Source organism: Faecalimicrobium sp. JNUCC 81, from assembly GCF_053667625.1.
The window spans coordinates 547,394-573,066 of the sequence record NZ_CM132203.1 but is presented as its reverse complement, the minus strand read 5'-3'; the positions used below and the strand labels follow the sequence as shown (position 1 = coordinate 573,066).

Genomic DNA, 25,673 nt, shown 5'->3' with positions numbered 1-25,673 from the left:
TACTAATAATAATATCATATATAATTTAGTTTTAATACTTATTGACATTAAAATAAATCCACTTATACTAAAAAAAGATTCAATTAAATTATTTAATTGAATCTTTTAATATTTCTCTAAGTTTTTCCATTTCTTTTATAATCTCTTTCAAGTGATAATTAAACACTGGACTATTTTCCTCGTCTTGACTTAGCTTTATTTTATCTTTTTTATATAATTTTTTTACTACTTCATAATTTTCATTATTCAAATAAACCTTTTTACTTAATAGTTCTATAGATTGTATATGAGAGTATAATGTCTTACAGGTATTTATTCCCTCTTCAATTTTAACTAAATCAGCTTCTTGCCTGCTATAATCAGCTTCTTTTAATAATTTTTTATGTACTTCTTCTATTTCACTTATTTTATCTTCTAAAAACTCAGGTTCAAATTTAGATTTACTTTCAAGTAATTTAAATTTCAAGAATTTATTTATGTTATTTTCTACTTGTTTAAAATTTGAATAAATACTAATAGAATGATTCGGTCTAGCTAGTAAGTAATTAGTTGCTATTCCAACTACAACACCTATCGCATTTTCAAATACTTTATTTATAGAATATGAAAGAGCATCTTCTGAAACAGTAAATCCTATTTGAACAGATAAGAATGTAATTGCAGCTATTGACGCTCCACTATTAAGGTTAAGTAAATTACATAAGTAAATAGTTAATATTACTCCTAATCCTGATAAAAGTGAATTCCCCGGATTATAGAATATAAATAGATATCCTATTATACCTCCTAAGACAGTCCCATACATTCTATTTTTACCTACTTCTAATGACCCACTTACAGAATCTTGTACTGATATAATGCATGCTATAGATGGGTTTAGTGAATTACCAGTTGCTATGAATCCAAGTATCGACGATATCACTACTCCGATACCTGTTTTAATAGTTCTCATACCTACTTTTTTCATAACTTACTCCTTTTAAAAGCTAATATAACTCCTTATTTTACTACTGTATTTATTATGCTTTTATTTATAAAAAATACCCTTATAGTAGTCACATTTAGCATCATTATACGATACTTTCTTTTACGTGTCTACTATAAGGGTATTATACTCTTAGCAAGTCAATTTATTTGTTAATAATTATTTTATTTGAAGAACTAAGTACTCCTTCATACTTACCTAATTGCTTAACTTCTAAACTTTTAGCTTTATCTACTTTATCTATTTTTAAAGTATTTTCATCTACCCATGTAGTCTCTACTTTTTTACCATTTACATATACATAACTACAACTTGTAAAATTCTTACCTTTTACAATCATAGTATCTTTATCTTTAATTACCTTTTCTACTACTATATCATCAAGTCCCATTTTCATATTATTCTCTTTAGGCTTATCCTTATCATTTAAATAGAATTGTTTTCCAAATAATATATCATATTGAACTAACTCTAATTCTTCTTGATAGTCTTCGTTATTACCAGCTTTAGCATGTACACTTTCCATTGGTCCATATTCAACTCCTGCTAATCCTAGCATTAATGTACTCATTTGATAAGCTTCTAAATTTTGCTTTTTCTTATCAATTTCAAAGTTGCTGTATATTGCATATGGTGCTTCATATCTCTCTATATAAGTATCATCACTTGATAGTATATTTAGCTTTGGTAAATGATCTGAGAAAAATACTACTATTGTATCTTCTTCTCTTTTATCTACATTTTCTATTACCTTACCTACAAAATCGTCAGTTCCTTTTATTAAGTTTACATAGCTGTATAATTGATACTTATCTTTTTCAGACAAAGTAGTTTCTACTTTTATTGGAAAGTCTTCTCCTCTGTCATAATCAGGATATCCTCCGTGTCCTTCTACACTTATTGCATATACTACGTCACTTTCCTTAGTTTTATTAAGTGCTTTTTCTATATAGTCTGCTAGCACCATATCTTTTCTCCAACCTAATGGAGTTTTTTCTAGGTTTTGCATATATTCCATTGATGTAAATGTATCAAATCCTAGGTTTTTAAATGCAAGGTTTCTATTATAGAAGTTTCCTTGAAAGTTATGCATTATATGTGCACCATATCCTTGATTTTTAAGTGTTGTCGCTATTGAGTTTACTTTCTTTTTCTTTACAAAACTATCATATGGTATTTCACCTGGTATAAGGTAGTCAAAGTTATTACCTGTTAGTATTTCAAACTCTGTTCTAGCTGTTCCACCACCTACTACTGGAACATTAATATATCCACTTTTATTTTCTTTAGATATTTTTCTAAAGTTAGGTATTGGATCTTCACTATATTTAGCTTCTTTTATTACCGTTGGATCCATAAATGATTCCAACTGAATAAATATTATATTTGGTTTATTATCTTTTTTTGCTGAAATATTAATATTTGATGCTTGTATTGTATTTACTTCATTTTTTATATTTTCTATTGATGCTTTATCACAGTCTTCTGGTCTTTTTCTATTATATCCAAAGTATGAGTCTAGTAGTGAATACATAAAACCATTATGTTTATATGATTCTTTTAAGTCCCATCTTAGTGGACTTATTATTTTCCTTTCAGTAAGATCATTTAGTTTTACAGAGTATACACCTATTAATAATATAGCTATCATTATGTTTGCATAACTGATTGATCTGTTAGAGTTTTTCTCTTTTTTAAATACATATATTATAATTCCTATAGTGATTAATAAAAATAATGCTGCTAGCATTACCTTTTTTATATTTATATATTTGTTAGCAATACTTAGTCCATCTTTTATTGAGAATATATCAGAGTATGTTATTGGCATTCCTCTTATTTCTAGCATTACTTTATTAATTATTGATAATAAGATTACTATCATACTTATTACTAAATAAGATGTTTTCTTTCTCTTTAATACAAATATTATTGATGTTAATATTAATATCAGTAGATAATTTATAAAAAATGCGTTGGTTCTATCTTTAAAGAATGTAATTACATCTCCTATACTTTCTCTTTGAAGGTATTCTGATATAAAAAATAATATAGTTCCTCCAACTAACCAACTAATTAATTCTACTATTGATGATTTATTAATTTTAAATTTGCTAATTAACTTGTTGTCCATTTTCTTCACCTAATTTCTATTTTTTATCCCAGTTGAATATATCTGTTGACATTATATAGTTATTGCTTGCCCCTATTAATAAAATTACATCTGGATTTATATTTTCTATCTCTTTTATTAAGTTTCCTTCATATCCTCTTAAATCAAAGCTATAAGTTGTTTTGAAGTGTGATGCTAATAAAGGTATTATAGGATTATCCATTGAATCACCTATAGCTACTACTCTTAACTCATTATTACTTTGCTTATTTTCTATTTTAACTAATGGCTTATCTCCGCCTAAGTATACTTCATAATCATTATCTAGTTTATCCTTTGAAATCTGCTCTTCATAAAATAATTTTGCTTCTCCATTTTGGTTATAAACTTTGTAATCTTTAAAGTTTTTATCTTTATATACTTGGATATCATCCATTTTATCAACTACATTAAGTACTTGTCTTCCATATGAACCTATAAATACATCTTCATAAGTTTTTATTTTAAACTCTGGTTTTTCCTTTGGTTTTTGTACTTGTGGTATATCCTTATTTATACTTTCTATTATGAATTTATAGCTACTATATGCTCCGTTCATATTTAAATGATGGTCTGTTTTATAGTAGTTATTTTTATCTTTTCTTATTTCTTCTGTTAAGTCTAATACTTTTATTTTTGCTTTGTCTATTTTATTAAGTATATCTCCTATAAATATGCTTTGCCCTGATTTAAAATCCTTTATTGGCATTTTTTCTTCATATGCATAGTTTTTATTTGGTATGTTTACTACATAAGTTTTAGCATTTTTAAACTTATCTGCAAATTTATTAAAATGCTCTGCTCTTTTTGTTCTATATTCTTCATCATATATTCCGTAGTTGCCTGATTTTATTAGTTCATTATCTTCACCTAGATAAATTCCATTTATATATTTCTTACCTAAATTCATTTGTATATCTGTATAGGTATTTACAAAATTACTTCTTCCATATATATGGTCACTAAAGTAGTTGTCCCATTTTTTAAAAGCACCCCCATTTAATAATTCTTTTTTATAACTTCCTTCTTCAGATGTTTCACCTTTAGGAAGTGGCTGTAGCGTTCTACCCTCTTGCTGAGATATTAATTTATCTGGTGTTAGGATTGACATGCCCCCTACGAACAATGTAAATCCAATTACAAGTATTGATGTTGTGTATTTGTATTTCATTGTTTCCTCCTAGAAGTTAAAGTATATAAATGGATTAAATGTAGAATTTACTAAGTATATTGTAGTTATTACAAATAAGCTAAATAATACTAGTGGCTTTAATACATTTACTATTTTTAAGATTTTTCTACATTTGATTTTTTTCTTTATTGCTTTTATTATTGGTGTTGAAAGTATTATTGCCATTACTAATTCAACAGCGTATTGGCTAATATAAAAAGTTGTATAACCGTTTATAAATGGATAATCTCCTATACCAATCATTACTTTCATATATTCTATTGCTGATTTTAAATCATGCTTAGAGAATAACACCCAACCAAATACTACTATTATCAGTAAGTATATATGTTGTATAAAATTAGGAAGTTTTTTAAGTAGTTTTTGTAAGAATAACCTTTCAGCCATTATAAATAGACCAAAGTATAATCCCCATACAACAAAGTTCCAGCTTGCTCCATGCCATATTCCTGTTACTAACCATACTATACTTAGGTTTCTATATACTTTTATATTGCTTACTCTATTTCCACCAAGTGGTATATAGATATAATCTCTAAACCATGACCCTAAAGATATATGCCACCTTCTCCAAAATTCACTTACGCTTTTAGATATATATGGGTAGTTAAAGTTTTCTAGGAATTCAAATCCTAGCATTTTTCCAAGTCCTATTGCCATATCTGAATATCCACTAAAGTCAAAGTATATTTGAAGTGTGTAAGCTATTGCTCCTAACCATGCTACTGATACACTCATTTGATAATCCGATAGTGAGTATATTAAAGTTGATAGTTCTCCTACTGAGTTTGAGATTATTACCTTTTTAAATAATCCTCTTATGAACCTTTCCATACCTAGATTGAACTTGTCCATATTATGTTCTCTATGAGTTATTTGATCATCAACACTTTGATATCTTACTATTGGTCCTGCTACTAATTGTGGAAACATTGATATATATAGTGCTAGGTTGAAAATATTTTTTTGTACTTTTCCATCTTTTCTATATACATCTACTACATAACTCATAGCTTGGAAAGTGTAAAATGATATACCTATTGGAAGTGGTATTATAGGTATATTTATAGCAGTATTAAATATAGTATTTATATTGTCTGTTATAAAATTTGTATACTTAAATACTCCTAAGAATAAAATGTTAAATATTATTGCTACTATTAATGTGTTTTTCTTTTTATTATCATTATTTTTGTATTTATCTATTTTAAGTCCAAATATATAATTTGCTATTATTGATATTATCAATAATGGCAAGTATAATAGACCTCCCCATGAGTAAAATACTATACTAAAAAATAATAATATATAGTTTTTCATTTTACTTGGAGATAAGTAATATAGGGTAAATACTGTTGGTATAAAGAAAAATAAAAATGTCACTGAACTAAATAACATATTTGCCCCCCTATTTTTATTTCATATTCAAATATTTATTATATCACAACCTTTTTATTTTCCACAAAAAAGCTACCTAATTTAGATAGCCTTTTTTTGTAAATATATAAATTATTTGTATATTTTTATTTATTAAATAAAAATATAGTTATATTATATGCAAAGATAATCCAGTAACTATGACCCCTGCCATCATGTTACCTATAAGAACTCCTAAAAGTGCATTCTTTATTCTTATTTTTAATATTGATGCAATTGCAGATGCTGTCCATGTTCCTGTAGTAGGTAGAGGTATTCCTACAAATAGCACTATACCTAGTATTGATACATTCGTTAATCTTCTCATACCTGATTCTATTTTTCTATCAACTTTATCTACTATTACTTTAAATAGTTTTTTACCTCTCAAAAAATGTATTATATGCCTAAATGTTAATATTAATGGAATTGAAATCAAAGTAGACCCAATTACACTAACTATATATACACCTATAGGATTTAAATCCAGAGCTATTCCTATTGGTATAGCTCCCCTAAGTTCTGTTATAGGTATCATAGATAAAATCATTATATGTAAATATTTCAATTTGTTCCTCCTATAATTTACTATTTCATTTATATGCAATTTACCATCTTCATATTTATACTTTTTTAATCATATACCACAATATCATACTTCTTTTGTTTTAAACAAGATAAAAAATAAGCACCTTATAAAAGGCGCTTATTTTTTATAGCTCTATATATGCTAAATGTTCTTTCTTAGAATTATAATCATATATTTTTTTAGTTATGTAATTATTTTCTATATATTCATCTTCTAAATCTTCACCTATAGTGACTTTCTTGATCTCATATTCATTATTAATATCTTCTACAAGTATTGATATATTATTATCTTTATTTAAGTTTTCTACATTTCCATTTAGTATAATTTCTGAATATTTTTCTCTCCCACCTATCTTTAATCTTACTCCAGCATAATCACTAAATGTTTGTATATTATTAAGTTTTACTACTGATGAACTTACTTCTATTGCTGGCTCTTTTGATGATGTAGCATAAACTTTTATATTTTCTAATTCTATACCTTTTGCACCTAATATATTTATGACTTTTCCAGCTCCATATACATTAATATTTCTTAGTTCTACATTGTCTTTAGATATCATTATCGCACTGTTGTTTTTGGATTTTGTTTCTATATTATAGTTTCCTAGTTCACTATATCCATCTATTATTACAGGTCTTCTTATTATAACCGGATCTTTTATAGTTATATTTTTTCCTATAATTATAAGCTCTATCTCTTCATTAGTAACAGCTTCTTTTAATTCTTTTTCTGTATTAACTATAGTTTTATTCAAATTAGGCGACTCGGGTTCTACCGGTTTTTCTGGTAATGTCGGAAGTTCTTCCGGCAACTCTGGTTCTGTTGGTTTTTCTGGTAATGTTTGCTCATCATCTGGAATTTCTGGATCTATCGGTTTATCTGGAAACTCTGGTTCTGTTGGCTTATCTGGAAACTCTGGTTCTGTTGGCTTATCTGGCAATACTGGTTTATTCGGTGTTGTAGGTTTACTTGGCAATGTGTCTTGACTGTTGTTATTTCCTTTTACAATTTCATAAAGGTTATTCTTAGATATTTCGCTTATTCCATTTCCAACTTGTATAATTTGCTTTATTTTGAACTTAGAAATTGCCTCTTTTTGAGATTTATTTATACTTTCTCCTAGTAATACTATTGGTGTATTTTTTTTAGATGCTAAAGGTGATATTAAAACTCCATCTACAATTTCGTCTGTATTACCTTTACAATAATAAACTTCGCTTACTTCACTATTTTTATAAAATTCATTTAATATATTTGAATTAGTTTCGTATCTATTTTCTCCATATATTCTTTTAGCATTTTCTAAGCCTTTTTCTATATTTTCAGAGATACAATCTTTTCCTCCTATTATATAGCTTTCTTTTATATTATTATCCCTTAACCATTTATTAGCTTGTCCTAGTGTTTCTTGTTTTGATAGTATTATTGGCATATTTTTATTTCCTGCTAATGGTGATATTGATATACTATCAGCTATTCCATTTTCTCCATTTACTAGTACTACTTTTTCTACTTTATTTGATTGATTTATAATATCTGCTACTTTTATTGAAGTTTCATATCTATCTTTTCCACTAATTCGTTTTATGTCTATTTTCATATCCTTTAATTCATTTTCTATATTACTACTTACCACACTTTTTCCACCTATTATATAAGCTTTGTTTGCATTTAATCTTTTTATCTCTTTTTCTGTTATTTTTCCTAAAGTATTTTCTTTTACTAAAAGTATAGGACAATTATTTTGAGAGGCTAAAGATGTGGCACATAGCATATCAGATATTGATTTTGAATTTACTAATATTACGTTATTTGAACTTTTTAATTCTTTTGATATTTCAACAGCTGTTTCAAATCTGTCTTTTCCTGCTATTATATTTTGATTATTCATTTCATTTGCAAAGATGTGATTTGTTATAAGAATTGATATTATTATACTTACACTTAAAAATCTAAATATTTTATTCACCTCTTTTTATATACTTTACTTTGATTATATATACAAATATTAATGATTATACATAATTTAAAAAATAAAAAATTTTATATAAAAATACCCTCTATCACTTTTTTAGATAGAGGGTTATTTTTATACTATTTTATTCTCCAAAGTAAAGACTAAATCTTTCTCTATATTTTTAACTTTAATTATATCCCCTAAATCATCAGAGTATATATCTATACTGTAATTACATATACTTTTATTTTTTTGGAATATCCCTTGTTTATATGCTATTGACTGTACTTTATCTTTAGGAATAATTATTGTCTTTTTTACTATACTTCCATTACTTAAAAATATATTTTTATCATCTATTCCTATTGCATTATTATTGTAACTCATATATCCTAAGAATGTTTGAATACCTAAAATAACTAGGAATATTATCTTATATATATCAAACTCAAAGTTAGTAAAATTATCAAAGTAAGATACTAATAAAATTATAGTTGTAGTTATAACATATCTCTTAGTTAAGAACATATAACTATATTTTTTATATGGCTTACGTACCTCTTTATCAAATTCAAATTCATTTAATATATTTTTAATTATCTCATCTTTTAATTTTTTATTAGCTATTGGATATAATATCGACTTTATTTTTGAATCATCACTCTTTCCATATCCAATAACTCCTACCTCAATATTATATAAACCAAACATTTGACATAATAGGTTTTGTTTTAACTTTAAGCTGTTTACTTGTTCTAATTTAAAGTTAAACTTATTCTTATTAAGCAAACCATATTGTATAGAAATATTATTGTCTTCTCTATATAAAGTAAAATCATAATATTTTATATAATCTAAAATAAAACAAATTATTGTTGCTATAATATAAATTGTTATTAATAATCCAGCAATCATTAATACCATTGTTAGTATAGGAAACTCAGATACCTTACTTCCTATATTTTCAATATCACCACTGTGTTTTTCTATATATTTATTTAACTCATCAAGACCTATAGTAGAGTCTAACTTATCAATTATAACCCCTATAGGTAAAATAAAATATATCTTACTCTTAGTAAAAGTATATTTTAGTATATCTTTAAAACTAACTTTATAAGTATATTGTTCTTTATAACTTATATTTTCTTCTTGTTGTGTATCTTCAACCTCTAATACTTCACTTTCTTTGTTTTCAGATAGTAATATTTTTTTAAGATCTTCTATCTTTTCATTTTTTAATAAAAACTTAAATTCTGCACTATTAATAACACCAACAGCTCCAGTATTTATACTTAATAATGATACACCTAGTATAGTGTTTAAAATACTAGCTTTAGTATCTACTGTGCTTATTTTCTCTAGCGGTATTTCTTTTTTACTTTTTTCAAATACTCCACTTTCTATAAACAATATATTATCTTTTATATAAAAAGTATTATTTCTCCAACTAATAAAAGCAACTATAATATCAATACTAATTATTAATATAGCTATTAAAATAATATAGTCACTTAACCACTTAGTAAGTAAAACTATAAATATTATATTACTGACTATATTTTTAAATATATTTGTAATTACACTGGACCAATGGTTTCTAGTCGATTCTAGCATCATAACCTTCCACCTTCTTACTTATTTTATCTTTTAAGTATTCACTGATTTCTTTAGCTTTTTCTAACTCTATGTTTGGTATTGTATGTATTCCTCCAGCTGTATGAATATCTACATTTGCAAGGTTAAAAAGTCTATTTATAAATCCTTCAGTTATAACTATATGTTGTATTCTAACCATTGGAACTATCGTTCTTTTTGTAATATATATACCATGTATAAAATCCACTTTATCTTTATTTATAATGTATCTCCACTGCTTATACTCTATAATCGGATATATAAATGTATTAACAAGTAGTAATAAAATAATAATACCAACAGTTATATTTATAGGCGATTCAAACATTACCGCGTATTTAAATTTCATGTTATAAATACTAAACCAAACCCCAACAATTAAAATAATACTTACTATAATAGTAGTTATTAATCTTGCCACAAACCATGATTTTTTAGCCTTTATACTTAAGTTGTCGTATTCCACAATATATCACATCCCCCTTAAATTAATTTTAACGTATCAGTATAATATTAACATAAGTATTCACAAGTCATACTTAAAATGGACTAAAATACTCATTTTATGGAATGAAATATATTTTTAGATAAGAATTTATTAAAATAAAAAGGTACTTACATTTAGTGTAAGTACCTTTTTATTACATTTGTGTAGCTATTCCATTTCCATCTACTACTATTCCATCTTCAACTACTGTATCAACAGCCATTTTTCCATCCTCATAGAAGTAATATTGATTACCATCTATACTTTGTAATCCTCTTTGCATTGCTCCATCTTCATTAAAGTAGTATTTATTTTCATGTATTGTTTCCCATCCTCTTTGCATACTGCCATCTTCATTAAAGTAATACATATTTCCATTTAATTCTTCCCATCTTTGTTGCATTGTTCCATCTGGATTAAAGTAATATCTTTTACCTTCTATATCTTGCCATCCTGTTAAAGCTACTCCTTCATTATTGAAGTAATACTTATACCCTCCACTACTTTGCCATCCTAATCCTAATTGCCCATTATTGTCAAAGAAGTAAGTTGTTCCATCTATTGTATTTACTCCTGTTGCCATTATTCCATCTGGGTTGAAGTAATACTTTTTACCTTCTATATCTTGCCATCCTATTAAAGCCACGCCTTCATTATTGAAGTAATATTTTTTATTTTGATAAGTTTGCCATCCTGATCCCAATTGCCCATTGTTGTCAAAGAAGTAAGTTGTTCCATCTATTGTATTTACTCCTATTACCATTGCTCCATCTGAGTTGAAGTAATATTTTTTACCTTCTATAGTTTGCCATCCTGTTACAGCTATTCCATCATTATTAAAGTAGTACTTTTTATTTTGGTAAGTTTTCCATCCTGAACCTAATTGGCCGTTATCATCAAAATAATATAGTTTACCATCTACATTTTGTACTCCTACTGCTAGTACTCCATCTGATTTTAGGTAATATTTTTTACCATCTATTGTATTCCATCCTTTTAACATTACTCCATTATTATTAAAGTAATATTTATTATTGTTTATTGTTTGCCATCCCTTTTGCATTTCGCCATCTGAATTGAAGTAATATCTATTGTTGTTTATATTTTGCCATCCACTTCTCATTATTCCATCATTACCTAAATAATAAGTTTTGTTGTCTATAGTTTTAAATCCTGTTTGCATTACTCCACTACCATCAAAGTAATATTTCTTTGAACTTATAGTTTGCCATCCTGTTACTTTCTTTCCTTTTGAATCATAGTAATATTTTTTATTATCTATAGTTTGCCATCCTGTTTTTATTGGTGGTGCTGGATTTTCACCTTTGTCATATAATTTTATATTATACTTTGCTGCTATTTGCTTATAGCTTTCATTTGTAGATTTTAATATTACATCTGTTCCAGTTGTAACTTGGTCAAATAGCCATCTTACGTCTTTATTGTGCATTCTTACGCATCCACCAGATACAGATTTACCAATTGAACTTTCATTATTGTTTCCATGAATTCCATATGTTGTTCCGTAGCTTCCTTTTATATGAAGCCCTAACCATCTATCTCCCAATGGGTTTCTAGGGTCCCCACCTGGTATTCCTCCTGAGTAATATGGTCTATTTTTTATCTTATTTACTATTTTGCATTTTCCTTGTGGTGTTGGAGTACTTTTCTTACCTGTAGCTACTCTAAATTCTTTTACGAATTTATTATTTACATAGTATCCCATTTTGTTTGTTTTAGTATTTATGATGATTAAGTGTTTACTTGCAGCTTCTGATATAGGAATTGACCAACCAAAAATTAAGCATGCTGTAAGTAAGAATACCATGCACTGTTTTATCATTTTTTTCAATGTGCTATCCCCTCCCATCCCCTTATATTTCAAGGGTTTTAGAGGTTTTTCCTTTAGTTTTATTTCTTAGTTTTTTAGGTATTTATAACATTATTTAGCAGTTAATTTTATATTTTTTAATTTAATTTATCGAAAAAAAATAAAGCATCTTATATTAAGGCGCTTTATAGTTAATTATTTTTTAATGTTTATACATACCCATTTCCTACATCTTCAAATTTTATATCCACTTGCCATTTTGTTCTTACTTATAAGTAATATAATATATAGCTTTTCTATGTAAAAAACCTTCTATAGAAGATATTTCTTCCATAGAAGGCCTTTGATTTGATAACTTTTAATTACTTAAGTTTTGAGTAGTATTCAACAACTAAAATATCGTCTATTTCAATTGGAATTTCTTGTCTTTCAGGTTTTCTTGAAAGTGTACCTGAGAAACTTTCTAAGTCCTTAGTTATATATGGGTATTGGCTAAGGGCATTATTTTGAAAACTTTCTTTAAATAATGTATTATCTTGAGATTTTTCTCTTAAAGATATAACCTCTCCTATAGATACACCATAAGAAGGTATATCAACTTTTTTACCATTAACTAATATGTGTCCATGAACTACCATTTGTCTAGCTTGTCTTATAGAGCTTGCTAATCCTAGTCTGTAAACTAAGTTATCTAATCTACATTCTAACATTTGTATTAAAACTGTACCTGTAGATTCTTTAGATTTCATAGCCTTTTTAACGTAATTAGAAAATTGTCTTTCTAATACTCCGTAGTATGCTCTTAATCTTTGCTTTTCTAGTAATTGAACTCCGTATGGTGATAATTTCTTATCTGCTCTAGAAGTTCCTTTTGTAGCTCTATCCATAGCTTTGGGATGTCCACATACGTTAATTCCTAATCTCCTACATTGTTTAAATCTAGGTCCCATCATTTTTGCCATAATTATCATTCTCCTCTTAAAATTAGAAAATTTGCCGCGATAACTTTAAGCCTAAAATTAATATATCATATTTTTTTAATTTTGTAAATGAATTTCATTATCATTTTATTAATAATATCAATTAAATACGTAATGATTATATTTAATAATCATTGTTATTACACTATCATTATTAATATATAGAAAACCTCAAAATTTATTGTTATTTATATTAACAATGCATTTTGAGGTTTTTATTATCTTATTAGTTTATCTTTTCAATATAGTTACAGTTTTCACATATATGGTTTAAAAAAAGTAGTAATCTTTCATAAAGCGGGTAAGCTTTTTCGCCATATTTTAGTTCTAAATCTTTCCCTAACTCTTTAACATTTCTTATCCCATCAATTTGTAAGAAAATATAACTACTATATTTATCAAGCTCAATCTTTTTATACATTGGAATTTTTAGTTTTAATTTTCTAAAAAACCTTTGAATTTTATGATCTTGCTTTTCAAGTATTATAACGATATCTTTATCATTTATTTCATATTCTATGTTATCATTTTTTTTAAATACTAAATTTAAAACATCATCATTATTTTTCATTATCTCTTACCTTAGAATTAATAATTGGTAATGCAGTCAAGACTGATAATACTATTAATAATATTATAGCCATCATATTTCCAGAAGCAAATCCTCTAGGTCCAGCTCCTTTTACGATGCCTGCTACTTGTAATATTATACCTACTAATCCTATTATAGAACCACCTGCAACAAGACCAGATGATAAACTTATACCATTTGAAACTTTAACTTCTTTTTCTTTTTCGTTTTTAGAAGTTTTTTCAACTAATACACGTATTAATGCTCCTACTAATATTATAGAAGTTGTTGCAATTGGTAAATAGAATCCTATAGCGATAGTCATTATTGGTAAATCTAAGAAATATAAAACTATAGCCATAAATACTCCAACAATAATCATAGGCCAAGGTAATTGTCCAGACATAATACCTGAAGTAAGTGTTGATATTAAGTTTGCCTGAGGTAATGCAAATGGAGGATTATTTCCTGTAACTGCAAGTTGTCCTGAAAGTAATACTATTGTACCTACAACAACTACTACACCTACTATACCAGCTATTGTAAAATATTTTTGCATTTCAGTTTTGCTACCACCCATTATATATGTTACCTTTTGAGATTGACTATAACCTCCTGCTATTGAAATAGCAACAACTATAAATGTACCAAATAGTAATAACGATTTATTATCCGCTAAATCTTTCCATCCCATTATAACAAATACTAATGTTGCTATAACTAAAGATGCTATTGTCATACCAGATACCGGAAGATTTGATGTTCCTATAGTACCTGTTAAACGTCCTGCAACTATAACAAATAATGCTGCTAGTACAAGAGATACTATTGCTCCAACAACAGCCATAACTACACTTCCTGAAATGAAAAATCCTGCTACAAATGCTATTACTACTCCAGCTAATAATATTATAGTTTGAAGAGCATTTCCACCTTCACCATCGCCTGATGCTGATTTTGCATTAAGTGTTTCTTTTACAGAAGCTATTATAGTTGGTATAAGTTTAACTGCACCAATTATACCACCGCAAAGCATCATACCAGCTCCTATATATTTTACATAGTTACCAGCTATTGCATTTACATCCATTTGATTTAAAGACATTGAAGGGTCGTTCCATACTTTAGCTCCTTCACCTGCCATATCAGTAAAGTAACCTATTAAAGGCATTATACCAAAATGAGATAATATAGAACCAGCAAACATTGTTAATGCTACTTCTAATCCTACTATAAACCCTATTCCTAAAAGAAGGGGGTTAACTTCAACTTCAAATTTCCATTTATAAAATCTGCTTCCAAAAAAGCTTATAACGTTATTTGCTACGTTTAAGAATGAACCTGTTAATACAGTAATAATTCCACTTATTCCAAATCCTATACCCATGTATTTCATTGAATCTCCACCAGCTTCTGAAGCAACAAGTGTTTCAGAAATAGCCATTGATTCTGGATACATAAGTTTTCCATGTTCTTCAATGATTAAATAATTGTAAACAAGTGATGAAACTCCTATACCAAATAAAACTCCACCAACTCCAACTAGTAATCCTTGTAAAAAAGTAACTTGACTACCAACTAATAAAACCGCTGGTAATACGAAAATCATACCACTGGCAACTGATTCACCGCCACTTGCCATACCTTGTACTATATTTTTTCCTAAAATACCTTTTTGGCTAGCAAATGCTGCTATAAATGCAGAACCTATTATAGACCCTGGAATACCAGCAGCAACTGTAAGTCCAGCTTTCATACCTGAATATGCTGTTGATGCTGAGAATATAACTGCTAAAATAATTCCTATAATTAGTACCGCCACATTAGCACCTGTTTTAGATTTGTCTGTTATGTAAGGTACATAATCCTTGCCTGATACCCCTCCATAAGCTTCTTTAGGTAATTTTTTACTACTCATTAAAGTTCATCCTCCTTCATTAAATTGTTACTATTATACCATATTTCTGCAAAATTTTACCTTTTTTTCAATTTTCATTATTTTTTAAAATTTTACTTTTAATAATGTTATATTCTTATAATTGACTTATTTCTTATAAAAATACATATTCTATTTCTATTTAATCTAAAAGTTAATGTACATTTCTTTTAATTTGAACATTTTTCATTAAATTTATGCAGTAAAAAAGCCACGGCGTGCTGTTCCGTGACTTTTTCCATAAATTTAATTAAGAGAATGTTTGTGTAATTATATTAATTTGTTTATTAATATATAAGGTGTAAATGATCATGGCTATTAAATATTCTTTGGTTGAATATTAATGTCATTTACTAGCTTAATATTATTATAACATAATTTTAAATAAATGCAAATGAAAATCATTATTATTTTGTTTTTTTTATAAATTTTATTTTTATAGAATTTTTTACATATTTTACAAATATAAAAAGACCTTCTATTGTAGGCATTCTACTTATAGAAGGTCTTTTGTTTAATTATTTAAAATATTAATTTTCTTTATATCCATTTGGATTATTACTTTGCCATCTCCAAGAGTCTTCACACATTTCATCTATTTCATACTTTGCATTCCATCCAAGCTCTTTCTCTGCTTTTGATGGATCTGCATAACAAGATGCAATATCTCCTTCTCTTCTTGAAGTTATTTTATATGGTATTTCTCTACCACTAGCTTTTTTAAGTGCATTAACTAATTCTAATACACTATATCCTTTACCAGTTCCTAAGTTATATGTAACTAGACCTGGATTTTCATTTAATTTTTCTAATGCCTTGACATGACCACTAGCTAAATCTAGTACATGTATATAATCTCTAACACCTGTTCCATCAGGTGTAGGATAATCATCTCCAAATACATTTAAATGCGGAAGTTGTCCTATTGCAACCTTAGTTATATATGGCATTATATTATTTGGAATTCCGCTTGGCTCTTCACCTATTCTTCCACTTTTATGAGCTCCTATTGGATTAAAGTATCTAAGTATAGCTACATCAATAGTTTTGTCTGCATAACAAATATCTCTTAACATATCTTCTACCATTAACTTAGTTCTTCCATAAGGATTTGTTACTGATAGTGGAAAATCTTCTAATATTGGGCATGTATGTGGATCTCCATAAACTGTAGCTGATGAACTAAATACAAACTTTTTAACATCATATTTTTTCATTAGATCAAGAACTACTAGTGTATTTATTAAGTTATTAGAATAGTATTCAAGTGGCATAGAAACAGATTCACCGACTGCCTTGAGTGCAGCAAAATGTATTACTGAATCAATTTTATTTTCTTTAAATACTACTTCTAATCTTTCTCTGTCCGTTGTATCTATTTCATAGAATTTAGGTTCTTTTCCTGTTATCTCCTTTATTCTATCAATTACAATTTTATCACTATTACTTAAGTTATCTACAATAATTACTTCATATCCGTTTTCTAAAAGTTCTATTGATGTATGGCTTCCTATATAGCCTGCTCCCCCAGTTACTAAAACTGCCATAATACTCACTACCTTTCTATATATTTTAAACTACTATATTAACTATTATATTTAATTTACGCGTTTTGACCAACAACTTCCTTCATATAATTTATTAAGTCGCCTTTTAAATTTTCTCTTTTTAATGCAAAATCTATTGTAGCTTCTAAAAAACCTAATTTATCTCCTACATCATATCTTCTTCCTTCAAAATTGTAGGCATAAATTGCTTCTTGTTTACCAAGAGTTTTAAGTGCATCTGTTAATTGTATTTCTCCGCCCTTGCCTGGTTCTTGATTTTCTAATATATCAAATATAGCTGGAGTTATTATATATCTTCCTAATATAGCAACATTTGATGGTGCTTCTTCTACAGCTGGCTTTTCTACCATATCTTTTACTTTATATACTCTATCTTCTATGTGTTTTACATCTAATATCCCGTATTTGCAAGTATCTTCCTTCGCTACTTCTTGAACGCCTAATATACTCGTCTTATATTCATCATATGCATTTATTAATTGTTTTAAACAAGGAGTTTCGTTATCTACTATATCATCCCCTAATAATACTGCAAAAGGTTCATCTCCTATGAAACTTTTTGCACAATGTATAGCATGGCCTAAACCTTTCGGCTCCTTTTGTCTTATATAATGTATATTAACCATATTAGATATATCTCTTACCATATCTAACATTTCTGTTTTCCCTTTTTGTTCTAACTCTAATTCAAGCTCAACAGATTTATCAAAGTGATCTTCTATTGATTTTTTATTTCGTCCAGTTATTATTAGTATTTCTTCTATTCCTGAGTTTATAGCCTCTTCTATTATATATTGTAATGTTGGCTTATCTACTATTGGAAGCATTTCCTTTGGTTGAGACTTTGTTGCAGGTAAAAATCTTGTTCCTAGCCCAGCCGCTGGTATTATAGCTTTTTTAACTGTCATTATTATTCCTCCGAATTTCATACTTATATTTATACTTAAATATACCATATTTATACTTTTTCTTCAAATTTTGTATATTTATCGACATCTCATTTAATCTATAAATTTAATATTATTTTCCAATTTTTAACATAAAAAAACACTAGACTATTCTAGCGTTTATATCAATTAAAATAAGCAAGTCTATAAGCGGAGTTCTGTATTAGATAATCATCTTTCTAGGCTTATTGTCACCAATAAACTCAAGCGACCTACCAACCGGAGGATGCGAGCAACATCCTTTTAGCCCTATCTTGGTCTTGCTCCAGGTGGGGTTTACACGGCTCGACTAGTCACCTAATCGACGGTGAGCTCTTACCTCACCTTTTCATCCTTACCACAAATGTGGCGGTTATTTTCTGTTGCACTTTCCTTAGGATCACTCCCACTAGGCGTTACCTAGCACCCTGCTCTATGGAGCTCCGACTTTCCTCACGCAGTAAAATTACTGCCCGCGATTATCTGGCTTACTTAATATTCAATTGACTTTTATAATATTATCATAAATATTTATTCATGTCAAAAGTTAAATTTAATCTTATTATCTATAATATGGATTTTAAGTAAATATTAAGTTTTTACGTAAATAATGTTATTAATTATTACAAACTTCGTTTAAATTATTTAACTTTTAAGGTAAAATATAATTATACTTTCTAAAGGAGATTATACATGAAAAGGTTTATCATATTAATAACTAACTTATTATTATTATCTATTTTGGCATATTGCGGGTATAACGTATATATAAAAATGAAAGACTACAAAGAAGCTGATGTAACTTATAAAAAAGTTAGAAAATTAAAGAAAGAAGATTTATCTAATATAAATCCTGATTTTAAATTCTGGCTTACAGTAGAAAATACTAACATTGATTATCCTGTTCTTCAAGGAACTGATAATAATTTCTACTTAAACAAAGATATATATAAAAATAAACTAGGCTCAGGTAGTATATTTATGGATTATAGAAATAAATCTGAAAATGATGAAAATACTATAATCTATGGTCATAATATGAAAAATAAAACTATGTTTAGTCAATTAGAAGATTTTAAAAATGAAAGCTTCTTTAATAAAAACAATAAAATAAGAGTAATAACTAATGATAAAGAATACGTATATGAAGTATTTTCTGCATACTATGTAGATCCTAGCTATAACTATATAATTCCTAGCTTTAATAATAATAAAGAATATGAAAAATATTTAAATCAAATTACTAATAAATCAATTAATAAATCAAATATAAGTGTAGGTGTAAAAGATAAAATAATTACATTATCTACTTGTAGCTATGAAACTAATAATACACGTACAGTAGTACATGGTAAACTTGTTGATGTAATTAATTTAAATAATTAAAAAATAGTACGCCTATATAGGTGTACTATTTTAAGATATAATTTCAAACTTATTTTCATTAACATATATTATAGCTTCTTGCCTGTTTTTTAAATTTAATTTACTTAGTATACTACTAACATGTTTTTTTACTGTATAATCGCTTATATATAATATCTTTGCAATTTCTTTATTATTATAACCTTTCGATATATTGTATAATACGTCTCTTTCTCTTGGTGTCAATACACTTAAATCATTTGATTTATCCCTCTGAACTACAGCTTGCAGTGCATCTGCTTCATATACTTTTTTTCCTTTAAAGACTCGACTCATCGTATATATAAATTCTTCTTTATCATCTATATCTACTATATATCCTTCAATCCCCATATCAACAACTCTTTTGAATATCTTAATATCCTTATTTAAATCTAAAGTGATAACTTTAATATTTCCATATTTTCCTTTTACAGTATTTAAAAACATAATCTTTTGCGGTAAATTTTCTTTCATGTCTAGAAATATAAAATTTATCTCCTCTAGATCTTCTTTTTTCATACTATACAAATCACTTATAATTCCTATACTTGTCACTTTCAAATTCTTTGTAAATAAAGCTCCTACTGCTTCTCTAACTATAAATGATTCTGATATTAGCAATATCCTCACATCACTTCCCCCTCTAGAAAAGCCGGTTGCGCTACTCGCTCCATATACCCCAAGCGCCCAAATACAGAATATACTTCTTAGCTGCTTAAATTTTCAACAACTATATTCTACAATATTTCTACTTTAATTATATAGTTTTTTAGATATCCATTTACGTACCTGACTTTATCTTTATAATATAAACCACCAAACTATAAAATATATTTATATTTTGATTATAGTAAAATATATTTTATTTTTCAATTAAAATTTTAATCAAAAATAATTTTAGAGTATATTATTTATATTACTTTATAATTTTTAAAAAAATAGAGAACTATATTTTAAATATAGTTCTCTATTTTTTTATTATTATTTTGCATATATAATATTATTTCTTGTCTATTCTTTAAACCTAGTTTTTGAAGTATGCTACTTATATGCTTTTTTACTGTATATTCTGTTATAGATAAAGTTTCTGATATTTTATAATTATTAAATCCTTTAGCAACTTCTTTTATTACTTCTTCTTCTCTATTAGTTAATAGACTATTAGATTTATTAAATTTATGTGTAAGTGCCTTATGCATAAGGTCGCCCTCATAAAACTTTTTACCAGCTATAATTTTTCTTACAATATAAATAAATTCTTCTTTATCTTCTATATTAGAAATATATCCGCCAATTCCTAATTTAACTGATTCTATAAACAAACTCTCTTTTTTATGAAAATCTATTGCTAGTATTCTTAATGATTCTTCCCTTTCTCTTAATAAATTAATTCTTTTTAAATCATTTATATTATTCTCATCTATATTTATAAAAATAAAATTATATTCACTTAACTCTGCATCAGAAATATTACTTAAATCTGATATTTGATCTACATATTTTGGGTTAAAATTTTCTATAAATAATTTTGATACAGAGTCTTTCACCATAAATGACTTTGATATTATTAATGTATTCATTTTTCCACCTTTCTAGCTATTAATAAACACTATACTTTTTTAAGAAATTAGACTATAGTGTATTATCCCTAATAGATATAATTTAAATTAATTTACCTTTTATCACTAATCTGTGGCTTCCTACAAACTTTGGAGTACATGTTATTAAGGTTATAGACTTTTCATCTAAATCAGATTTTAGTACTTCTACTTGATCAGGCTCTACTACTTCTGATGAAGTTACTTCGTATGTGTGTAGCCCATCATTATTTAATATTTCTATACTATCTCCTGTTTGTATTTTATCTAAGTTACTAAAAAATTTATTGTATGTATATGCTCTATGTCCTGCTACTGCAAAGTTTCCAGCTTCTCCAGGCATTGATGTTTCTTTAAAATGACCTACTGCATATTTTAAGGTCTCCATATCAGTGCCTTCTTGAACTACTACTTTTAAATCTATCTTAGGTATTTTCAATACTCCTATAATATTTTCTGGTAACTTATCACTATATGATTTTTTATTTTTATCTTTTTTTATACTTTTATCTCCATTTATACTGTTTTCTATTAGATTTTCATAAGCTTCAACTATATCATTATTAGCTTTTTCAACTTTGTAGTTAGTATATAAACTTCCACCTACTATACATAGTCCTATTACTATAAGCAATCTTGCTATAATTTTTTTCATATTTAACTCCTTTAATATTAATCTCTGTTATAAAGTAGTACAAATACTCCAAGTAGTATTAATTCTATTGCTACTATTTCTGGTTTTGCTAAGAATTGAACTACATATCCTACTTTTGGAATTTTAAAAGATACTTCTCCTATTACGTCTTTGTCTTTAAGTATTTTTGCATCTTCTACATCGTTGTTATCACCTTTTGTTTTGTATCCTTCAGTTGTTTTTTCTATTATTCTGTGCGTTACTATTTCATTATCATCTATAAAAGTTATTACATCTTTTTCTTCTAATTTGGCTCTGGTTTTATTTTTTACTATTACTAAATCTCCTGGGTAGTATGTTGGTTCCATACTTCCTGATAGTACTGTGTAGGCTCTGTATCCTATTATGTTAAATGCCGTTTGTGATTTTGATGATACTGATATTGCTACTATTATTATGAATAGTGCTACTACTGTGTAGTATAGGATATTTGATGGTTTTATTTTTTTTTCAATTTTCTCCATAATACTTCCTTTCAGTGAACATATTAAAAAGTGATACCTTATATAGCTATCACTTTTTAATATGTACGTCTATTTTAATTGAATTACTCGTCTAGTGGCATTGGTGTTGGTGTATCCGGTTGAAGTTCTGGCTTTGGCGGTTCTACTACTTCTGGTTTTTCTTCTTTTGGTGGTTCTTTCCCTGGTTTTTGTGTACCTTCTTCCGTTGAAGGCTTATTAGTTTCTGGTTCTGATGGCTTTTCTTCTGTTGAAGGTTTATCTTCTTCATCTGAAGGACCTGCTTCATCACTTGGCGGTGCTATTGGTTTTATATTTCCACCTGGTAAACTAGGATTTACTTCTTCTCCAGATTCTGGTGGTATTACTTCACCTTCTTCAATCTCATCTGACTCAATAGTTAAAGTACTTCCTTGTTTAGTCCAGTATGAATTTAATTTTGTACTACTCTTTTTATCAAATGTTATTTTATATGTTTCTGATGTCCAATTATCTTTTTTGTTATTTTTATATTTTATTTCAACAATGATATAGTCACATGAATTTACCTTATTTATATCTATTTTTTTTCCTGAATAGTCTATATCTATTTCTTTCTTATCATCTAGCTCCTCTTGAGAGTTCCCTGAAAATTCACCAGTTTTTGTTGTAGCTTTTACTTCATAGTATTTATATCCTCTTAGATGATTTGGTAAATCTATTTCTAACTGTGTCCTATCTTCTTCTATTCTGGCTTCAGTCTTATGATTATATGATTTAACCAATTCGCCTATTGATATTGTATTATCACTCAACTTACCTGAATCTACGAACAATGAATACGAAAAATATGTCCCTGTTGATGCTATAGCTATCCCAATACCTGCAGCAATAAATTTATTTTTATACTTCATTAATTATTACCTCCTTGGGCATCTATTTGTTTAGCATCTACACTGATATCAAAGTTAAATGTAGTATTTTGTATTGCCTTCTTATCTGTATCACTCATTCCACTAGGTATATATACTTTTAATTCACAATTAATCATCTCGTTTGGATTCAATTCCTGTATATTTTTCCCATTTTCGATATCTATAAGATTTCCTGTATATATCCCTAATATACTATTATTATTTTTCATTGTTAACGTATAATTTAATTTATTTGTTATATTACTTAACTCCCCACTACCTGATAATTTTGTAAATTCATTTATCTTTATAATTAAATTTTGTTTTAAGCTGCCTCGATTTTCTATTTTAAAGTTTTTAGTTAGCAAATCAATTTTTCCTTGAGGATTTTCATCTGGACATTGAGATGGACTACTATGCTTAGAATTACTTGTATATTCTAAATTAACATCTAGGTTTCCCATAGTAACAATTAAATCATTTTTAACCTCTGCCTTATCAGTAAAATATGCATAACTACCTAAGCTACCAATTCCACCTATAGCTAATGCTAATGCCAAAGCACTAATAGTCGCCTTTATACTTTCTTTTTTATTAGTTTTTTTATCCATCAATCTTACCTCCTTTTTTAGAAGAAGATTTCCTATCTAATGCTATACCAACTCCTGCTACTGAAAGACCTAATATTGTTAATATTGATGAGTTCACAACTCCTCCTGTTTGAGGTAATCTATTTGCAGATCCACCTATATTACTTCCAGGTTTATTCGGCTTTAATGGTTTGTTTGTATCTTCTGATCCCCCTGGTTTATTCGGGTTATTTGTATCTTCTGATCCTCCTGGATTATTCGGATTTTCTGGTTTGTCTGCATCTTCCGATCCTCCTGGATTATCAGGATCTTCTGGTTTTTCTGTATCTTCTGATCCTCCTGGATTATCAGGATTTTCTGGTTTGTCTTCTGATTCTGGAGGTGTTACAGTTCCTCCTCCACCACTTCCACCATTGTCTATTATCTTATATCCAATATCAAAACTATACACACTTGATACTAATTGCGCTACATTTCCCATTTCTTTTTCCATCAATATTTCCATTATTATTGTATCTTCTTTGTTTCCAATTAAATTTATTTGTTTCTCTAACACAATTCCATTCTTACTTATTATGTCTTTTAAACTGCTATTACTTTTTGATATTAACTCTCCTTTATATTTAAAGTTTACTTTAGTATGCTTTTCCATTTCATCTAATGCTTTTTCTAAGCTATTATTTTCACGAGATTTTCTATATATAGATATTTTATCTACTTTTATATTTTTATTTGTATTATTATTCAAACTTATTTCAAAGTCTTTACTTAGTCCAGGTCTCCATCCGCCTTCTGGATTATATCGCTCAATATTTATAGTTAAATTATTATTTGATGTGGCAAAAATTGGAACCGTTAAGGTAATAGATATAATTGAGCTTAGAAAAATAGCCTTTATTGCTCTTTTTATATTTCTCATTTAATCTCCTTCCTAAAAAAGCATTCCTAATTTTTTAAGAATGCTTTTTAATTACTAATATACTTTTTAATTACTTTCTATTTCTCTCTTGTTCCCTCTTGCTCTGCAATTATTTCAAATGTAGGTACTAATTTATTAAAATCAAAACTTGGTTTATTTTCATTATTTACGCTACCTTTTTCATTAAATTTATGATCTTCATTTGACATAACTTGCACATTTATACAAGCTTTTATCTCTTCGCCAGGATTTAACGTTTTATCCGTGCCTATTTCACTTGTTATAGTCTCTCCCACTTTTAAAATACTTGGATATTCTTTTGAAACATCCCCTCTGTTTAATTTTATAACTTGTTTCAAACTTCCATTATTTTTTATAGTCACTTCTTTTATAAAACTATCGTTTGGCTTAACATTTTTAAATATATTTCCTTCTGCATTTTTACTTTGACCAGCTTCAGTGCTTTTATTTTCATTTTTCCAAGGACCTTCCTCAACTAATAAATCTACATTTCCCATTGTTATAACTAAATCATTACTTGCTGTTGCACTGTCAGTAAAAAATGCTTTAGTTCCCATAAAAGTTCCACCTACTAATAATGTTGCTGCTAGCATGTAAGCAATATTCTTATTTTTTTTCATAATATAAATCCCCCTATATGTATCTTATTTTTTTAACTCACAAGTACATAATAATTGATATACTATCAAAAAAATATTCCTCTATATATCTATTTTTACTACCTAAATTTGCCTAAACAATAAGTATAATTCAAATCTTATCCCCTACTACACCTTAGTAGTATATTAACTACCACTTATTATTCTCATAACAAAAAAGAGCTAAATTTCACTAAGATAATCACTTAGTAAAATTT

At 27.3% G+C, this 25,673-nt stretch carries 23 protein-coding genes, 1 other RNA gene and 1 riboswitch; of the genes, 1 reads left to right on the top strand and 23 read right to left on the bottom strand.

What is annotated here, in order from left to right; translation table 11 throughout:
- Positions 1–88: 88 nt before the first annotated feature.
- The 15 genes from JNUCC81_RS02895 to rnpB all read right to left on the bottom strand — a co-directional run bounded on the left by JNUCC81_RS02895 (position 89) and on the right by rnpB (position 18,729).
- Positions 89–967, bottom strand: coding sequence for an FUSC family protein (locus tag JNUCC81_RS02895; RefSeq protein ID WP_454095228.1), 879 nt, complete (start codon positions 965–967; stop codon positions 89–91).
- 163 nt (positions 968–1,130) lie between these two features.
- Positions 1,131–3,119 (bottom strand): LTA synthase family protein, encoded by a 1,989-nt coding sequence (locus tag JNUCC81_RS02890; RefSeq protein ID WP_454095227.1) that lies wholly within the window; start codon positions 3,117–3,119, stop codon positions 1,131–1,133.
- Positions 3,120–3,135: 16 nt separating this feature from the next.
- The gene (locus JNUCC81_RS02885) at positions 3,136–4,308 is read right to left on the bottom strand and encodes a DHHW family protein (RefSeq protein WP_454095226.1); all 1,173 of its coding nucleotides are present in this window, start codon (positions 4,306–4,308) and stop codon (positions 3,136–3,138) included.
- Positions 4,309–4,317: 9 nt separating this feature from the next.
- Positions 4,318–5,727, bottom strand: coding sequence for an MBOAT family O-acyltransferase (locus JNUCC81_RS02880; RefSeq protein WP_454095225.1), 1,410 nt, complete (start codon positions 5,725–5,727; stop codon positions 4,318–4,320).
- Between the two features lie 148 nt (positions 5,728–5,875).
- Positions 5,876–6,313, bottom strand: a complete 438-nt coding sequence (locus JNUCC81_RS02875) for a COG2426 family protein (RefSeq protein ID WP_454095224.1) — start codon at positions 6,311–6,313, stop codon at positions 5,876–5,878.
- 145 nt (positions 6,314–6,458) lie between these two features.
- Positions 6,459–8,309, bottom strand: coding sequence for a cell wall-binding repeat-containing protein (locus tag JNUCC81_RS02870; RefSeq protein WP_454095223.1), 1,851 nt, complete (start codon positions 8,307–8,309; stop codon positions 6,459–6,461).
- A gap of 120 nt (positions 8,310–8,429) precedes the next feature.
- Positions 8,430–9,917: a PH domain-containing protein gene (locus JNUCC81_RS02865; RefSeq protein WP_454095222.1), complete on the bottom strand. Its 1,488-nt coding sequence runs from the start codon at positions 9,915–9,917 to the stop codon at positions 8,430–8,432.
- Positions 9,898–10,401: a PH domain-containing protein gene (locus JNUCC81_RS02860; RefSeq protein ID WP_454095221.1), complete on the bottom strand. Its 504-nt coding sequence runs from the start codon at positions 10,399–10,401 to the stop codon at positions 9,898–9,900. Before JNUCC81_RS02860 ends, JNUCC81_RS02865 begins: the two co-directional genes overlap by 20 nt.
- A 175-nt stretch (positions 10,402–10,576) precedes the next feature.
- Positions 10,577–12,265 carry a L,D-transpeptidase family protein gene (locus JNUCC81_RS02855; RefSeq protein ID WP_454096366.1) on the bottom strand — a complete coding sequence of 563 codons (1,689 nt, stop codon included), beginning with the start codon at positions 12,263–12,265 and terminating at the stop codon, positions 10,577–10,579.
- A gap of 350 nt (positions 12,266–12,615) precedes the next feature.
- Entirely contained in the window at positions 12,616–13,215 is a 600-nt protein-coding gene (gene rpsD, locus JNUCC81_RS02850) for a 30S ribosomal protein S4 (protein WP_454095220.1), read from the bottom strand.
- 244 nt (positions 13,216–13,459) lie between these two features.
- Positions 13,460–13,804, bottom strand: a complete 345-nt coding sequence (locus JNUCC81_RS02845) for a PqqD family peptide modification chaperone (RefSeq protein WP_454095219.1) — start codon at positions 13,802–13,804, stop codon at positions 13,460–13,462.
- Positions 13,794–15,722, bottom strand: coding sequence for an OPT family oligopeptide transporter (locus JNUCC81_RS02840; protein ID WP_454095218.1), 1,929 nt, complete (start codon positions 15,720–15,722; stop codon positions 13,794–13,796). The genes JNUCC81_RS02845 and JNUCC81_RS02840 overlap by 11 nt, the downstream gene beginning before the upstream one ends.
- 548 nt (positions 15,723–16,270) lie before the next feature.
- Positions 16,271–17,287: a UDP-glucose 4-epimerase GalE gene (gene galE, locus JNUCC81_RS02835; RefSeq protein WP_454095217.1), complete on the bottom strand. Its 1,017-nt coding sequence runs from the start codon at positions 17,285–17,287 to the stop codon at positions 16,271–16,273.
- Positions 17,288–17,343: 56 nt separating this feature from the next.
- Positions 17,344–18,264 (bottom strand): UTP--glucose-1-phosphate uridylyltransferase GalU, encoded by a 921-nt coding sequence (gene galU / locus JNUCC81_RS02830; protein ID WP_454095216.1) that lies wholly within the window; start codon positions 18,262–18,264, stop codon positions 17,344–17,346.
- 122 nt (positions 18,265–18,386) lie between these two features.
- Positions 18,387–18,729, bottom strand: an RNA gene (rnpB, locus tag JNUCC81_RS02825) — RNase P RNA component class A.
- A 198-nt stretch (positions 18,730–18,927) separates the two neighbouring features.
- Between rnpB and srtB the strand changes: the two genes are divergently transcribed.
- The gene (srtB, locus tag JNUCC81_RS02820; protein ID WP_454095215.1) at positions 18,928–19,620 is read left to right on the top strand and encodes a class B sortase; all 693 of its coding nucleotides are present in this window, start codon (positions 18,928–18,930) and stop codon (positions 19,618–19,620) included.
- A gap of 30 nt (positions 19,621–19,650) precedes the next feature.
- On the opposite strand, the gene JNUCC81_RS02815 is transcribed toward srtB, so the two are convergent.
- The 8 genes from JNUCC81_RS02815 to JNUCC81_RS02780 all read right to left on the bottom strand — a co-directional run bounded on the left by JNUCC81_RS02815 (position 19,651) and on the right by JNUCC81_RS02780 (position 25,437).
- Positions 19,651–20,271: a LuxR C-terminal-related transcriptional regulator gene (locus tag JNUCC81_RS02815; protein WP_454095214.1), complete on the bottom strand. Its 621-nt coding sequence runs from the start codon at positions 20,269–20,271 to the stop codon at positions 19,651–19,653.
- A 16-nt stretch (positions 20,272–20,287) separates the two neighbouring features.
- Positions 20,288–20,366: riboswitch (cyclic di-GMP riboswitch) on the bottom strand.
- Positions 20,367–20,594: 228 nt separating this feature from the next.
- On the bottom strand, positions 20,595–21,221 hold the full coding sequence (locus tag JNUCC81_RS02810; RefSeq protein ID WP_454095213.1) for a response regulator transcription factor: 627 nt from the start codon (positions 21,219–21,221) through the stop codon (positions 20,595–20,597).
- A gap of 82 nt (positions 21,222–21,303) precedes the next feature.
- A complete protein-coding gene (locus JNUCC81_RS02805; RefSeq protein WP_454095212.1) occupies positions 21,304–21,894 on the bottom strand; it encodes a class D sortase in 591 nt (196 codons plus the stop codon).
- A gap of 17 nt (positions 21,895–21,911) precedes the next feature.
- Entirely contained in the window at positions 21,912–22,397 is a 486-nt protein-coding gene (locus tag JNUCC81_RS02800; protein WP_454095211.1) for a signal peptidase I, read from the bottom strand.
- Positions 22,398–22,480: 83 nt separating this feature from the next.
- Positions 22,481–23,287, bottom strand: a complete 807-nt coding sequence (locus JNUCC81_RS02795) for a hypothetical protein (RefSeq protein WP_454095210.1) — start codon at positions 23,285–23,287, stop codon at positions 22,481–22,483.
- Positions 23,287–23,898 carry a TasA family protein gene (locus tag JNUCC81_RS02790; RefSeq protein WP_454095209.1) on the bottom strand — a complete coding sequence of 204 codons (612 nt, stop codon included), beginning with the start codon at positions 23,896–23,898 and terminating at the stop codon, positions 23,287–23,289. The genes JNUCC81_RS02795 and JNUCC81_RS02790 overlap by 1 nt, the downstream gene beginning before the upstream one ends.
- The gene (locus JNUCC81_RS02785; protein ID WP_454095208.1) at positions 23,891–24,796 is read right to left on the bottom strand and encodes an LPXTG cell wall anchor domain-containing protein; all 906 of its coding nucleotides are present in this window, start codon (positions 24,794–24,796) and stop codon (positions 23,891–23,893) included. The genes JNUCC81_RS02790 and JNUCC81_RS02785 overlap by 8 nt, the downstream gene beginning before the upstream one ends.
- Before the next feature lie 77 nt (positions 24,797–24,873).
- The gene (locus tag JNUCC81_RS02780) at positions 24,874–25,437 is read right to left on the bottom strand and encodes a hypothetical protein (RefSeq protein ID WP_454095207.1); all 564 of its coding nucleotides are present in this window, start codon (positions 25,435–25,437) and stop codon (positions 24,874–24,876) included.
- Positions 25,438–25,673: the final 236 nt, after the last annotated feature.

Bases quoted from the DNA above. Each gene is read 5' to 3' on its own strand.
- JNUCC81_RS02895 (WP_454095228.1), bottom strand. From the start codon at position 967: ATGAAAAAAGTAGGTATGAGAACTATTAAAACAGGTATCGGAGTAGTG.
- JNUCC81_RS02890 (WP_454095227.1), bottom strand. From the start codon at position 3,119: ATGGACAACAAGTTAATTAGCAAATTTAAAATTAATAAATCATCAATA.
- JNUCC81_RS02885 (WP_454095226.1), bottom strand. From the start codon at position 4,308: ATGAAATACAAATACACAACATCAATACTTGTAATTGGATTTACATTG.
- JNUCC81_RS02880 (WP_454095225.1), bottom strand. From the start codon at position 5,727: ATGTTATTTAGTTCAGTGACATTTTTATTTTTCTTTATACCAACAGTA.
- JNUCC81_RS02865 (WP_454095222.1), bottom strand. From the start codon at position 9,917: ATGATGCTAGAATCGACTAGAAACCATTGGTCCAGTGTAATTACAAAT.
- JNUCC81_RS02855 (WP_454096366.1), bottom strand. From the start codon at position 12,265: ATGATAAAACAGTGCATGGTATTCTTACTTACAGCATGCTTAATTTTT.
- rpsD (WP_454095220.1), bottom strand. From the start codon at position 13,215: ATGGCAAAAATGATGGGACCTAGATTTAAACAATGTAGGAGATTAGGA.
- JNUCC81_RS02845 (WP_454095219.1), bottom strand. From the start codon at position 13,804: ATGAAAAATAATGATGATGTTTTAAATTTAGTATTTAAAAAAAATGAT.
- JNUCC81_RS02840 (WP_454095218.1), bottom strand. From the start codon at position 15,722: ATGAGTAGTAAAAAATTACCTAAAGAAGCTTATGGAGGGGTATCAGGC.
- galE (WP_454095217.1), bottom strand. From the start codon at position 17,287: ATGGCAGTTTTAGTAACTGGGGGAGCAGGCTATATAGGAAGCCATACA.
- galU (WP_454095216.1), bottom strand. From the start codon at position 18,264: ATGGTATATTTAAGTATAAATATAAGTATGAAATTCGGAGGAATAATA.
- srtB (WP_454095215.1), top strand. From the start codon at position 18,928: ATGAAAAGGTTTATCATATTAATAACTAACTTATTATTATTATCTATT.
- JNUCC81_RS02810 (WP_454095213.1), bottom strand. From the start codon at position 21,221: ATGAATACATTAATAATATCAAAGTCATTTATGGTGAAAGACTCTGTA.
- JNUCC81_RS02805 (WP_454095212.1), bottom strand. From the start codon at position 21,894: ATGAAAAAAATTATAGCAAGATTGCTTATAGTAATAGGACTATGTATA.
- JNUCC81_RS02800 (WP_454095211.1), bottom strand. From the start codon at position 22,397: ATGGAGAAAATTGAAAAAAAAATAAAACCATCAAATATCCTATACTAC.
- JNUCC81_RS02795 (WP_454095210.1), bottom strand. From the start codon at position 23,287: ATGAAGTATAAAAATAAATTTATTGCTGCAGGTATTGGGATAGCTATA.
- JNUCC81_RS02790 (WP_454095209.1), bottom strand. From the start codon at position 23,898: ATGGATAAAAAAACTAATAAAAAAGAAAGTATAAAGGCGACTATTAGT.
- JNUCC81_RS02785 (WP_454095208.1), bottom strand. From the start codon at position 24,796: ATGAGAAATATAAAAAGAGCAATAAAGGCTATTTTTCTAAGCTCAATT.
- JNUCC81_RS02780 (WP_454095207.1), bottom strand. From the start codon at position 25,437: ATGAAAAAAAATAAGAATATTGCTTACATGCTAGCAGCAACATTATTA.